This window comes from Microbacterium sp. F1-18 (assembly GCF_052921305.1).
This window is the reverse complement of the sequence record NZ_JBREVD010000005.1, coordinates 177,445-189,190: the sequence shown is the minus strand read 5'-3', so window position 1 is coordinate 189,190 and position 11,746 is coordinate 177,445. Positions and strand designations below refer to the sequence as shown.

Here is an 11,746-nt window from a genome sequence, read left to right as displayed (position 1 = left end):
AAGATGCGGATGCACGGGGCTTCGAATCCGCAGACCCTGGCGAGTGGAACGTCCCGCTGGGGGTCAGCGCTCGCCGCGGTCGGTGCCGAAGAACAAGGGGTCGGAGGGAGATTCCCGGTCGGGGAGATACCCCTCAGACAGGGGGCCCTTGCCGAACAGCATCCGGCTGAGCTCGAACTTGTCGCCGGGCTTGCACGGCGACGTGGCGGTGACGACGACGTTCCCGTTGTCGACCAGCGTCACCGTCAGCAGGGAGTAGACGCCCTGCTCGCGGACGATCACGTCCGTAGACGCGACCTCGCCCGACTCGAGATCCATGCCGTCGATCTCGAAGCCTTCGGACACCAGGTGCTGCGCGACGGCCTCGCGCTTGCCGGAGACCACTGCCGGGTCGATCGTGGTCGTGCGCGTCAGGTCGAACTTCCAGCCGTCGCCGCACCCGACACCGGATGGCGTCATCCCGTACGTCCGCACCTCCCACGGCCCGTCATTGATGACGGCCAGCACGCCGTTAGTCGTCTCGCGGAAATCGAAGTAGAGGCTCTCCGCCTCCTGGTACAGCTCGTCGCCCGTCGGTTGCGCCACCGTTGCTCCACATCCCGTCAGGACGATGGCCGCCGCGGCAACCATCGTCGCTCCGAACAGTTTTTTCCGCCAGATCACTGCAGCACCTCGCCATTGGCCACGATGTTGGCAATGTGTCGGCCGTGCTCGGACCTCCCCTATCGCCGATCACTCAGCGGTGCGGATCCGGGCACATCCGCACCCGCACCGCTGAAGGTCGAACCGGCGTCAGCTGCCGGCGAGCTGCTGGTCGAGGTCCTGGATCGCGCGCATCATGCCCAGCAGCGACTCGGACATGTCGTTGATGCCATCGACCGCGTTCTTCAGACCCGTCGTCAGCTCCGAGTAGCCCTCACCGAACTTGCCCGACGCGTGCTGCGTCTTGAAGTCGTCGCCCAGCAGCGTGTCCACCTGCGACTTCAGGGTGTCCAGCTGACCCTGAATGTCATCACGAGCCTGCGCCAGCGAACTCGCAACCTGCTCCATCTCGCCATAAGACGCACCGAAATCAGCCATGACGGCCCTCCTGAAAGTAGATGTCCCGACCCCCCTCCGGAGCCGACACCCAAAACCTATCGGCACCGATCACCCGAGGTCGATGGGGAGAACTCCCCACCCGGTTGAACCGACCGGACATCGGAGCACCGACTCGCAGACACCGTTCGGGTCTCGCGCAGGATGCCGCGCTGGCGATCAGGCTTTGCGCGGGGCGAAGCGCGCGCCGAGCATACCGGGCGGTGTCTGCCGGGCCTCGGCGGCCACGGACTCCGGGATGCGGCCGGCGGTCTCGAGCTCATCGATGGCGTCGCCGATGTCGGCCAGGATGCGGGCGCGGGTGTCGTCGTCGAGCGCCGACACGGCGGCTGCCAGCTGATCCACCGTTCGCTTCCAGCGCTCCGATCCGTCGGTCGGCTTCCGCCGGAAGACCGCGAAGTACAGCGCACCCACGACGAGATCGAGCATGATGAACCCCAACCCCCAGGCACCTGTCGCCTGGCTCTGGAGCACGGCAAGTATCGACACGACCGACGCGGCACCGGCAGCCAGCACATGAACCCATCCGATCGCGTGCGCGGACCCGGCGTCGACACGACCGGCATCACGACCGCTTGTCACGAGGCCGGCGCCGGCGACGACTGCGCCGGCCGCGAAGGCGATCCCCGCGGCGCCGACAGCCGCTGCATCCGCTCGTCCGAACACCCAGCCGAGCAACATCGCGGCGCCGACGACGGGCGCGCCGAGCCCGACGAGGTTCCAGACCAGCAGAAGCACCGTCACCACCGGGTTCCGCCCGGACTGGGCGGCGAGCTCGCGAAAGACCGTCGTCGGCGCGAACAGAGCGATGACCCGTCGCACCGCGGGCGCTTCCTGCCACGCACGCGCCTCGAGACGCCACCAGTCGATCGGCTCCCACGTGCGCCGCGTGGCCGCGTACCGCGCCGCCGGACCCGTCGTCACGATGCCCACTCCGGCCAGCTTCGCCCCTCGAGATCGGGGGGCGAAGCGAGTCTTTCCGGCTCGAACGCCGCAGACCGTGCGCCGTCGACACCCTCGATGCGCACAGTCGAGAGGAACACCTCGGTCAACGCGGCCGTCGCCGTCACCGCGGGAGCCGCGACCGGGGTGATGTCGACACGAATCCCGCGACCGGGCGGCACGAAGAGCCAGCGCACCGCCCCGAGTGCGGGGTCCGCGCTCACCAGAACGGTCGACGATGCTCCCCGCCCGATGGGAAGCTCGGGGGTCACGCGAACCTGGGGAGGCAGAAGGGCGGCGGGACGGACGAAGGCCTCGACCTCCTGCGGTGTCGGCTCGAGGTCGCTGACGGCAACGCGCACCGCGGTCCAGACCCGCCACGACGGTACGTACAGCAGCACGCCGGCCGCCCCCTCGCCCGAGATCTTCGCCTGTGCGCGCGCCGCGAACTCGACGGCGAGATCTGATCGCACGGCGTCGGCGCCGTGTCTGCTCGCGGTGTCGGCAACGGCCCCGCGAGCCCAGTCCCAGCGTGCGGCGTCATCCATCTCGTCGCTGGGCAACGCGACGACGAATTCCGGATCGTCGACGTGGCGGATGGCGATCATGAGCGAACCCACGCGAACGTGGCGACCGATGCGTCGATCATGTCGACCCAGTCTGCGATGCGCGCATCGGTCTCCGAGTCGCGTTCGACCGGCTGCACGATCGTGGCCGTCAGTTGAAGCGCACTCGATCTTCCGGTGCCCGGGATCGGCGTGATGTAGACGAGCGTCCGCGTATCGGCCTCATCGCCATCGATCCGTGCCCGCTTGCGGTGCTCCCACCGAAGAAAATGGCGGCTCCCGCCGAGAGGTCGCGCGCCGTGGTGCTCGATCGCCTCGGCCACGCGCGCATCGAGCGGAGCCGATGGTGAAGAGCGCTGCAACGAGCCGAGGATCGTGACAGGTGCCAGCAGACCGGTGGGAGTGTCGGATCCCGGCATGATCATGAACCGCGCCCCCTGCGCGCGGGCCGAGGAGAACGCCTCGGTGACGAGGGGGCCCAACCGAGCGAACAGAACGGGCTGGTGGGCGGCCATGAGTCGCTCGCGCGCGCGGGCGACGAGCTGCTGCTCGACCTCCGGCGCCATTTCATGCAACTCCCACCCCGGCGGCCCCATCATGCGGAACGCGGGGATAGACGCCACGCGGCCGAGCATCTCGTCGCGCAACGACATCATGAGATCACCCTGCCACAGCCGAGCGGCATCGTTCCGGCTGGACTCACCACCGAAGATCCGCGAGGTTCAGGAACGAGCCGGCGCCGACGTCGATGATGTTCTCGCCGTAGCTGAAGATGTTGGCGACGCTGCCGACGAAGGTCCCCGCCGCATCCGTCGCGTAGGCGGCCTGCTGCGGCATCGTGCCGAGCTCGCCGACGACCCGCCACATATCGTTGTCGAAACCGGTCACGAGGTCCGACATGAACTCGAAGCTGTTGCCGCCGAGCGACAGGAAGCCCGCACCGCTGCCCCCCAGTCCGCGCATGTTCGACACGAAGTCGGGGAGACCGCTGCTCAGACTCAGACTCCACCGCGCGGCGTCGTCGGCGACCGACAGGCCGCCACGTGACAGCCCCGTCCACGCGCGCATGCCCGACCCGATGCCACCGGATGCGAACTCGCCCAGGGCACCGAACGGGAAGACACCGAGGATCGCGAGGCCGACCTCGACCGGACCGGCGTCGCCACGGGTCGCCTGGTAGATGGTCAGCACGAGCGAGAGCACCCCGACAGCGAGGGCGAGCATGGCGACGATCGGTCCGCCCACGACGAGCGCCAGCACCGCGAGGACCATGCCTGCGATCGCGAGAACGTCGAGGACAAACGACACGAGACCGTCGAGGTTGTCCCAGAACGAGTCCTGCACGCCATCTTGCGTGGCACTGCGGATTCCCGACACGGCGGTCTCGAAGGCCGATTCCCACGCGTCGTAGTCGGAATCGAACGCCTCGCCCGCCGCCTCCCAGAGGTCGTATGCGGCGTTGCGGGCCGCAAGCGCGTCGGCGGCGTCTTCGTCGGCCCGCTGCTGCGCGGCGTCCGACTCGCCCGGGTCGAGGGAAGGCGTGGAGTTCGTCTGATTCACCCGCGCGTTCTCCGCCTCGACGGCTTGCTCGCGCCGCAATTGCAGGGTGGCCCACGCCTGGTCCGCCGCGGGCACGCTCGACTGCATCCGCCCCTGGACATCGCCCAGCGCTGTACCGTATTCGCGGATGTAGGGGCCCACCGCCACATACAGGTCGGCAGCACGTCCCAACTCGCGATAGACCTCTTCGCCGGCCTCGCGCAGCTTGTCGATCGCCGAGCCCTCCATGTCGGCACCGTCGGCCACGAGGCGATCGAGCAGCGCCGCCGCGTCCGCCATCGCGTTGCCCAGGTTCACGACCTGAGTGCCGCGGGAGCTGATCAACCCGGCGTTGCCGACGACGACCTCGACCGGTCGACCGCGTGGTGACTCATGCGTAGCCATCTGTCTGCCCTACCCGGTTTCCTGCATCTGCGCGGCCAACTGAGCGGCCGACTCGAGGTCGAAGTCCCCGAACCCTTCGAGGACCGTCTTCGCACGGTTGATCACCGACTCCAGCCCTTCGTTGAGCTTGCCGCGGCGATCGTCCCACTGGCTCTCGAACGTGTTCGCTTCGTCGCGGAGCTCTCCACGATCGTACGGACGACCGATATCGTCGGCGAGATCGCTCGCCCGCGCCGAAGCGTTGTCGAACTCCGTCTGAGTCGCCAGCAGGTTGGTGTAGAGCGCTCCGATCTCGTCGTACGACAGCCGAACGGACATCGTCGGGTCAGCTGCCCGCGAGCTGCTGGTCGAGGTCCTGGATCGCGCGCATCATGCCCAGCAGCGACTCGGACATGTCGTTGATGCCATCGACCGCGTTCTTCAGACCCGTCGTCAGCTCCGAGTAGCCCTCACCGAACTTGCCCGACGCGTGCTGCGTCTTGAAGTCGTCGCCCAGAAGCGTGTCCACCTGCGACTTCAGGGTGTCCAGCTGACCCTGAATGTCATCACGAGCCTGCGCCAGCGAACTCGCAACCTGCTCCATCTCGCCATAAGACGCACCGAAATCAGCCATGACGGCCCTCCTGAAAGTAGATGTCCCGACCCCCCTCCGGAGCCGACACCCAAAACCTACCGGCACCGATCACGCCAGGTCGATGGGGAGAACTCCCCACCCTGTCGCACCCGTCAGACACCGGCGACCCGACTCTCACACGCCGTCCGGGTCTTTGGATCGGGCGCGGTGGATGGTCGGGGCGCAATGTCGGAGGCCTGTGGCAACATTAGAACATGTATTCGAATGGCGGGCTCGGTCGGCGGGCGAGCAGCGGGATGGGCAGCGACGGCGATGTCGATGCGCTCGCGATGCTCGTCGCGGATGCCGAGGGCGCGGCGGATGATGCGCGGCTGGCGCAGATTCGTGAGGTTCGGGTGCTCGCCGCCGCCGGTGTGCTGGCCGAGCGGCAGGCTTTCGGCGCGTCGGAGCGCGTGAAGGCGCGGGAGATGGCGTTGCGAGGCATCGCCGCCGAGCTGGCCGGGGTGTTCGTTGCGACCGACCGCACCCTGCAACGCCGGATCGACGAGGCCCGCGACTTGGTGGACAACTACCCGCTGACGATGGCCGCGTGGGAGGCGGGCCGCATCGTCCGCGGGCATGTCCGGGTGATCCAAGAGGTCGGATGCATCGTGCCGGCGGAAGCGCGCGAGGAGTTCGAACGGATCGCGGTCGAGAAGTGCGAGGGCGAGACACCGAATCGGGTGCGGGATGCACTGCGGATGCTGGCGGAGCGCCTGCACCCGCGGAGCTTCACCGAACGACATCAGGAAGCCGTCACGAGGCGGTGCGTGCGAGTCCAGCCGGGGCCGGACGGGATGTCGGACCTGATCGCGACCCTGCCGACCGTCATCGCGGACGGGATCGTGGATCGGCTCACTCGGCAGGCGCGAGAGATCATCACCGCTCGGTCGGATCACGACGCTCCCAGCATCCCGGCCAATCGAGCCGACGCAAATGACGCCGCTTGCAACACCCCCTCCCCAGCTACCCCCGCCGCCCGAGCCGACGCAAACGGCGCTGCTCCCGACATCCCCGCCGCCCGAGCCGACGCAAACGGCACCGAAACCGATGCTGACACAGCCATCCACGTCGGGTCGTCGTTCGTCGACGACGCCCGCACCATCGACCAGGTCCGCGCAGACGTGTTCAGCGACCTCCTCCTCGCCGGAACACCCTCCCTCGACCCCACCGACGCAGGAGACGGCGACGGAACCCTCGGGGCGATCCGCGCACACGTCCAGGTCAGCGTCTCCGCCCTCACCCTGATGGGCCACGACGAAGGGCCAGCCGATCTCGCGGGACGCTCCCCCATCGACGCGGCCACCGCACGCGAACTCGCCGGCAACACCACCTCCTGGGACCGACTACTCACCCACCCCGTCACCGGAACCGTGCTCGAATGCGACACCTACCGGCCCACGAACGCGATGATCCGCCTCCTGCGGGCACGTGACCGGCACTGCCGGTTCCCCGGATGCCGACAACCCGCCATCCGCTGCGAACTCGACCACACCATCGCCGCCTCCCACGGCGGGCCGACGCACGTGCGCAACCTCGCGAACCTCTGCAAACGACACCACGACGTCAAACACCACACCCGATGGCACGTACGACAACTCACCGGCGGGAGACTCGTCTGGACCTCACCCACCGGACGGGTCTACCGCGAAGACGCACCCCCACCACTCGTCACCTTCACGACCACAGACCCACCCGACCCGGGTCCGCCACCGTTCTGATCCAGGGTCGCGGGGCGGAATGAGCGTGGGACGCGACGGCGTGCGGCGCAGCCCTCGATGCCGCCCGAGCCTCGGAGCGCGCTCCCGCCTGCCAGAGAGCGCTCCCGCCTGCTAGAGAGCGCTCCCGCGTGCCGGAGCGCACTCCCGCGTGCCGGAGCCCACTGTCGGATGCCAGAGCACGCTGCCGGATGCCAGAGCGCACTGCCGGGCGCCGGAGCGCGCTGCCGGGTGCCAGAGCGCACTGCCGAGGGCGTCGGGGCCCGGCCGGTGTCCGAACTCGCATCCGTTCGCGCTGAGTTCAGGCTGAGTTCGCGCCGAGACAGTGCCGAGACAGCGCCGAGCCGGCGCAGCGGACCCAGTCATCCACAGCATGTCGCCGACGTCAAGCCCCGGGGCAAGACGCGGGACTCAGGCGTTACATCGGCACCCCACGAACGCAAAGCGGTACCGAGAGGAGAACCGATGTCGCAGAACTACGGTGAGCCGGCGTCCGGCTCACAGGCAGGATCAGGGCCGGGAACGGCGGAGACGGCGAAGCACGAGGCCGGCGAGGTCGCCGGCACCGCGAAAGCCGAGGCCGGCCACGTCGTCGAGACGGCGAAGCACGAGGTGGCGGGTGTCGCGTCCGAGGCGAAGTCGCAAGCGAAGCAGGTCTATGCGCAGACGAAGCAGCAGCTCACCGAGCAGGCCGCGTCGCAGCAGCAGCGCGTCGCCGACGGGTTGCGCTCGATCGGTGACGAGCTGGACTCCCTGGCGCAGAACTCCGAGAACCCCGGCATCGCCACCGACCTGGTGCGTCAGGTGTCGAGCCGCGTGAGCGGCGCATCCGACTGGCTCTCGCAACGCGACCCGGGTTCGCTGGTCAGCGAGGTCAAGAGCTTCGCCCGGCGCAAGCCGGGGGTGTTCATCGCGGGTGCGTTGATCGCCGGTGTCGTCGCCGGTCGCCTCACCCGCGCGCTCACCGAGAGCGCGAGGGAGGAGCATGACTCCGCCCCTGCCTCCGCTCCCAGCTCCGGCACGACTGCCGACGGTGTGCCGTCGGCCCCCTCGGCTCCGTCCCCGGCGCCGGTGAACGCTCCACTCGACGACCCCATCGGCACGCCGGGCTCGGCGCCCACCGGCATCCCCGCCGCGCCGTCGGCGCCGTCGCACGCTCCCGTCGGCGCGCCGCTCGACGAGCCGATCGACGCAAGGGCGGATGCCGCAGAGCCCACTCCGCTCTACGACAGCTCGCTCGGCCGAACAGCCGACGAGCCGTACACCGAGGGCATCGGGGAGACCCGAGATGACCGATAACCCCACGCCTTCCGAGCAGCAGGCGGCGACCACGTCGCTCGGCGATCTGCTGGGCGAGGTGACACGCGACCTGTCGGAGCTGATGCGCCAGGAGATCAACCTGGCCAAGGCCGAGCTGAAGGAGTCGGGAACGCGGGCGGGCAAGGGAGCCGGGATGCTGGGCGGCGCGGGCTACGCAGCGCTCATGGCGATCTTCTTCCTGTCGATCGCACTCTGGTGGGCCCTCGGGCACCTCGTCGGGCTCGGCTGGTCCGCCGTCATCGTCGCCGTCATCTGGGGCGTCATCGCGGCCGTGCTGTACGCCCTCGGACGCAAGCAGCTCGCGAAGGTCCAGGGCGCCCCACAGACCGCCGAGACCCTGGGCAAAATCCCCGACGCACTGAAGAGAAATGAGGAGAACCGATGACCGATTCACCGGAAGCGATCCGCGCCGACATCGAGCGCAAGCGTCGCGAGCTGAGCCAAGACACCGACGCCCTCGTCGACAAGGTGACGCCCTCGAAGATCGCCCACCGTCAGACCGACAAGATCAAGGGCGCTTTCGGGTCCCTCCGCGACCGCGTGATGGGCGCGGCAGACGACGCCGGCTCATCGGTCCACGACGCGGGTTCCTCGGTCGCCGGTGGCGTATCCGACGCGGCGCACAGAGTGGGCGCGAAGGCCGAGGGCAACCCCCTCGCCGTCGGCCTGATGGCGTTCGCCGGCGGCCTGCTCGTCGCCTCGCTCATCCCGGCATCCACGAAGGAGAAGGGGATCGCGGCCGACGTGAAGGAACAGGCGCAGCCCCTCGTCGACGAGGCGAAGAGCGTCGCCCAGCAGGTCGGCTCCGACCTGAAGGAGCCGGTGCAGGATGCCGCCGCGGCCGTCAAGGACACCGCGACCGAGGCGGTCTCCCACGTCAAGAGCGATGCGCAGGACGGAGTCGAGACCGTCACCGACCGCGCCCAGGAGGCCCGGGGCAACGTCAGCGGCACCTGACATCCGTCGCAGCACGAGCACTGCATGAACCGTGCACCGGGACGGCATCCGCCGCCGGCCCGGTGCACGGTCACGTTTCCCGCGTCGCCGACCGACCCCGCCGCTGACACCCGCGGCGCGCACGATCCCAGGAGAGACATGAGCAACCAGAGAACCGCCGGACTCGACCCCGAGCACCCCGCGAAGCCCGACTCCATCACCGACGTCGAAAAGCCCTCGTGGAAGCACGTGCTGAAACGAACCGTCCGCGAGTTCAGCCGCGATCAGTGCCCCGACCTCGCCGCCGGGCTCACCTACTACGCCGTGCTGTCGGCGTTCCCCGGCCTTCTCGCGGTGTTCTCGCTCCTCGGCGTCATCGGGCAGGGGCAGCAGGCAGCCGACGCCGTGCTCGACATCGTCGGCCAGGTCGCCCCCGGCGGCGCCGCCGACACCTTGCGCGGACCGATCGAGGAGATCGCCACCTCCCCCGGGGCGGGCTTCGCCCTCGTCTCCGGCATCGTCCTCGCGCTGTGGTCGGCCTCCGGCTACGTCGGCGCGTTCAGCCGCGCCATGAACCGGATCTGGGAGATCGACGAGGGGCGCCCCTTCGTCAAGCTGAAGCCCCAGCAACTCGGCGTCACGCTGCTCGCGGTCGCGCTCGTCGTCGTCGCGCTGGTCCTTCTCGTCGTCTCCGGCCCCGTGGCGGAAGCCATCGGCGACGCGATCGGCCTCGGCAGCACCGCCGTGCTCATCTGGCAGATCGCCAAGTGGCCCGTGCTCGCGCTCATCGTCATCCTTCTCGTCGCCGTGCTCTACTACTTCGGCCCCAACGCGAAGCAGCCGCGTTTCCGCTGGATCAGCGCGGGAGCCGTCATCGCGATCGTCGTCCTCGCCCTTGCGACCGCGGGCTTCGGCATCTACGTCGCGAACTTCTCGAACTACGAGCGCACCTACGGGTCGTTCGCCGGCGTGATCGTCTTCCTGTTGTGGCTGTGGATCACGAACCTCGCCCTCTTGTTCGGCGCGGAGTTCGACGCCGAGCTCGAGCGCGGACGCGAACTGCAGGCCGGGATGCCCGCGGAGGAGACCATCCAGCTGCCGCCCCGCGACACCGCCCGCATCGAGAAGACCGCGAAGCAGGAGGCCGAGGAGCGCGCCGAGGCCCGGCGGCTGCGGGCGACGGGCGGCACATCGGACGACTGACGTCGTCACCGCGCTGCTGTCCGGGCCGGTCGCGTCAGGGCAGCAGCGCGATCCGATCGTCGAGGTAGGCGGCAAGCGGCATCCGAGCCCCCGCCGCGAACGCGACCGTCACCACACCGTCCTCGGCGCGCGCGAGCGGCCCCGAGGCACCGCCCGCGTCGACGACGTCGAGATCGATCGGCGACCAGTCCAGGTGCACGGGCTCACCCTCGGCGAAGCCGCCGCGGAACGCCGCCGCAGCACGCTCCGACCGGGCACGCTGTGCCTCGGCGGTGTAGCCGCGGATCGCCTCGGCGCGGGCTCGCAGCAGCTCACCTGTCGCGAAGACCTCCTCGTCGGCGATGAGAAGAACGCCGAGATGCCACGCATCCCCGACCGGCAGGATGCGGGTGGCGCGGCCGAAACCGAGAAGACGGCGTCCTTCGCTGCGGACACCGAGCCGCTCGCGGGCGACGCCGGTCAGCCGACGGCGCGCATCGGCGATGAGTTCGGTCGCAGCATCCGCCATCCCTCGATGCTATTGACCCTCGCCGCCGACCGACCGCACCTTGCGCTCCGCCGCCGCCAGCGTCTGCCGCGCCGATGCCACCGCGTCGTCGAGTTCGTCGACGGCGGCGTCGGCCCGCTCGGCATCCTCCGACACCCGTGCGAGGTCGCGTCGGAGCTCCTCCGCTCGCTCGTGCAGCCTGTCGGCGCGTTCCCGCACGCTCGCCCGGCGCTCCTCCACGCGCGCCAGCGCACGGCCGGCCTCACTCGCCTCGCGCTGCGCCTCGCGCCGTCGCTTCTCGGCTTCACGCCGCGACCGACGTTCGGCGAGATCGTCTCGTGACCCGCCGGGCGCGCCGGCCGAGTCGGGGGCGCCGGGAATCGAGCCGGCAACGCGATCCTGCAGGTTCTCGGGTTCGAGCGAGCCGGGCTCGAGGGTGCGGACGAGCCGCCCCGCTGCCACCACCGCTCCGGCCACGGCATCGACGATGGCCCCATTGACCGTGCGCTGCACCTCGTCGCGGGCCGCCGCCGATAGGGGAACGCCCGCATCCGCCGCCAGGTCCGCCGACCGACGCGCGAGCGCGGCGACCAGCGCACGCCGCTGTCGGCCGAGCCGGGCGAGCTCCGCGGCGTCGAGGTCGTCTTGCGCTTCCCGCAACGCCGAAGACAGCTCGAGCGCCTCGCGGAACGACGCGTCGCGGCTGAGCAGATTGACCGCCCACGCCGCAACCGTCGGCTTACGCAGGCCCCGGATGCTCGCGGCCAGCTCCGCATCCGCATCCGCCGCCGCGTCCGCGGCACGCGCATTGCGGGCCGAGACGAAGTCCGCGGGCGGCACCGCCAGCAGCTCGGCGGCGATCGCGTCGAAACCGGCGTCCCCGCCGTCGCCGTTGGGTGCGTCCTTCGCCGTCATCCCG

Annotated in this window: 15 protein-coding genes; 5 read left to right on the top strand and 10 right to left on the bottom strand. The window is 69.8% G+C overall.

All coding sequences use genetic code 11. From position 1 onward, the window contains the following. Positions 1–63 precede the first annotated feature (63 nt). The 8 genes from ACU6RU_RS14500 to ACU6RU_RS14465 form a co-directional block, all read right to left on the bottom strand. A complete protein-coding gene (locus ACU6RU_RS14500; protein WP_446726901.1) occupies positions 64–630 on the bottom strand; it encodes a hypothetical protein in 567 nt (188 codons plus the stop codon). Positions 631–792: 162 nt separating this feature from the next. Beyond that, positions 793–1,080: a WXG100 family type VII secretion target gene (locus tag ACU6RU_RS14495; RefSeq protein ID WP_112617469.1), complete on the bottom strand. Its 288-nt coding sequence runs from the start codon at positions 1,078–1,080 to the stop codon at positions 793–795. A gap of 177 nt (positions 1,081–1,257) precedes the next feature. After that, entirely contained in the window at positions 1,258–2,022 is a 765-nt protein-coding gene (locus tag ACU6RU_RS14490) for a hypothetical protein (protein ID WP_446726900.1), read from the bottom strand. Then, complete coding sequence (locus ACU6RU_RS14485; RefSeq protein ID WP_289330305.1) at positions 2,019–2,648, bottom strand: hypothetical protein; 630 nt, start codon at positions 2,646–2,648, stop codon at positions 2,019–2,021. Before ACU6RU_RS14485 ends, ACU6RU_RS14490 begins: the two co-directional genes overlap by 4 nt. Then, positions 2,645–3,262 carry a hypothetical protein gene (locus ACU6RU_RS14480; RefSeq protein ID WP_120264180.1) on the bottom strand — a complete coding sequence of 206 codons (618 nt, stop codon included), beginning with the start codon at positions 3,260–3,262 and terminating at the stop codon, positions 2,645–2,647. The genes ACU6RU_RS14485 and ACU6RU_RS14480 overlap by 4 nt, the downstream gene beginning before the upstream one ends. Positions 3,263–3,305: 43 nt before the next feature. Then, a complete protein-coding gene (locus tag ACU6RU_RS14475; protein ID WP_120264179.1) occupies positions 3,306–4,550 on the bottom strand; it encodes a hypothetical protein in 1,245 nt (414 codons plus the stop codon). A gap of 9 nt (positions 4,551–4,559) precedes the next feature. Then, the gene (locus ACU6RU_RS14470) at positions 4,560–4,868 is read right to left on the bottom strand and encodes a flagellar protein FlgN (RefSeq protein ID WP_120264178.1); all 309 of its coding nucleotides are present in this window, start codon (positions 4,866–4,868) and stop codon (positions 4,560–4,562) included. 7 nt (positions 4,869–4,875) lie between these two features. Further along, the gene (locus tag ACU6RU_RS14465) at positions 4,876–5,163 is read right to left on the bottom strand and encodes a WXG100 family type VII secretion target (protein WP_112617469.1); all 288 of its coding nucleotides are present in this window, start codon (positions 5,161–5,163) and stop codon (positions 4,876–4,878) included. 215 nt (positions 5,164–5,378) lie between these two features. Here ACU6RU_RS14465 and ACU6RU_RS14460 point away from each other — a divergent pair, with 215 nt between their 5' ends. The 5 genes from ACU6RU_RS14460 (at position 5,379) to ACU6RU_RS14440 (ending at position 10,340) form a co-directional block, all read left to right on the top strand. After that, a complete protein-coding gene (locus ACU6RU_RS14460) occupies positions 5,379–6,884 on the top strand; it encodes a DUF222 domain-containing protein (RefSeq protein ID WP_446726899.1) in 1,506 nt (501 codons plus the stop codon). Between the two features lie 462 nt (positions 6,885–7,346). Next, entirely contained in the window at positions 7,347–8,180 is an 834-nt protein-coding gene (locus ACU6RU_RS14455) for a hypothetical protein (RefSeq protein ID WP_446726898.1), read from the top strand. Beyond that, the gene (locus ACU6RU_RS14450; protein ID WP_120264175.1) at positions 8,170–8,586 is read left to right on the top strand and encodes a phage holin family protein; all 417 of its coding nucleotides are present in this window, start codon (positions 8,170–8,172) and stop codon (positions 8,584–8,586) included. Before ACU6RU_RS14455 ends, ACU6RU_RS14450 begins: the two co-directional genes overlap by 11 nt. After that, a complete protein-coding gene (locus ACU6RU_RS14445; protein ID WP_446726897.1) occupies positions 8,583–9,158 on the top strand; it encodes a DUF3618 domain-containing protein in 576 nt (191 codons plus the stop codon). Before ACU6RU_RS14450 ends, ACU6RU_RS14445 begins: the two co-directional genes overlap by 4 nt. 138 nt (positions 9,159–9,296) lie before the next feature. Then, positions 9,297–10,340 (top strand): YihY/virulence factor BrkB family protein, encoded by a 1,044-nt coding sequence (locus ACU6RU_RS14440; RefSeq protein ID WP_446726896.1) that lies wholly within the window; start codon positions 9,297–9,299, stop codon positions 10,338–10,340. Between the two features lie 34 nt (positions 10,341–10,374). Here the strand turns inward: ACU6RU_RS14440 and ACU6RU_RS14435 are convergent, their stop codons facing one another. Both ACU6RU_RS14435 and ACU6RU_RS14430 read right to left on the bottom strand, forming a co-directional pair. Next, positions 10,375–10,848 carry a glutaminase gene (locus tag ACU6RU_RS14435; protein ID WP_446726895.1) on the bottom strand — a complete coding sequence of 158 codons (474 nt, stop codon included), beginning with the start codon at positions 10,846–10,848 and terminating at the stop codon, positions 10,375–10,377. Positions 10,849–10,857: 9 nt separating this feature from the next. Beyond that, positions 10,858–11,742, bottom strand: a complete 885-nt coding sequence (locus ACU6RU_RS14430; protein WP_446726894.1) for a transposase — start codon at positions 11,740–11,742, stop codon at positions 10,858–10,860. Positions 11,743–11,746 lie beyond the last annotated feature (4 nt).

Coding starts and splice junctions, on each gene's coding strand:
- ACU6RU_RS14495 (WP_112617469.1), bottom strand. CDS start 1,080: ATGGCTGATTTCGGTGCGTCTTATGGCGAGATGGAGCAGGTTGCGAGT.
- ACU6RU_RS14485 (WP_289330305.1), bottom strand. CDS start 2,648: ATGATCGCCATCCGCCACGTCGACGATCCGGAATTCGTCGTCGCGTTG.
- ACU6RU_RS14455 (WP_446726898.1), top strand. CDS start 7,347: ATGTCGCAGAACTACGGTGAGCCGGCGTCCGGCTCACAGGCAGGATCA.
- ACU6RU_RS14470 (WP_120264178.1), bottom strand. CDS start 4,868: ATGTCCGTTCGGCTGTCGTACGACGAGATCGGAGCGCTCTACACCAAC.
- ACU6RU_RS14460 (WP_446726899.1), top strand. CDS start 5,379: ATGTATTCGAATGGCGGGCTCGGTCGGCGGGCGAGCAGCGGGATGGGC.
- ACU6RU_RS14500 (WP_446726901.1), bottom strand. CDS start 630: ATGGTTGCCGCGGCGGCCATCGTCCTGACGGGATGTGGAGCAACGGTG.
- ACU6RU_RS14450 (WP_120264175.1), top strand. CDS start 8,170: ATGACCGATAACCCCACGCCTTCCGAGCAGCAGGCGGCGACCACGTCG.
- ACU6RU_RS14440 (WP_446726896.1), top strand. CDS start 9,297: ATGAGCAACCAGAGAACCGCCGGACTCGACCCCGAGCACCCCGCGAAG.
- ACU6RU_RS14435 (WP_446726895.1), bottom strand. CDS start 10,848: ATGGCGGATGCTGCGACCGAACTCATCGCCGATGCGCGCCGTCGGCTG.
- ACU6RU_RS14465 (WP_112617469.1), bottom strand. CDS start 5,163: ATGGCTGATTTCGGTGCGTCTTATGGCGAGATGGAGCAGGTTGCGAGT.
- ACU6RU_RS14430 (WP_446726894.1), bottom strand. CDS start 11,742: ATGACGGCGAAGGACGCACCCAACGGCGACGGCGGGGACGCCGGTTTC.
- ACU6RU_RS14475 (WP_120264179.1), bottom strand. CDS start 4,550: ATGGCTACGCATGAGTCACCACGCGGTCGACCGGTCGAGGTCGTCGTC.
- ACU6RU_RS14445 (WP_446726897.1), top strand. CDS start 8,583: ATGACCGATTCACCGGAAGCGATCCGCGCCGACATCGAGCGCAAGCGT.
- ACU6RU_RS14480 (WP_120264180.1), bottom strand. CDS start 3,262: ATGATGTCGTTGCGCGACGAGATGCTCGGCCGCGTGGCGTCTATCCCC.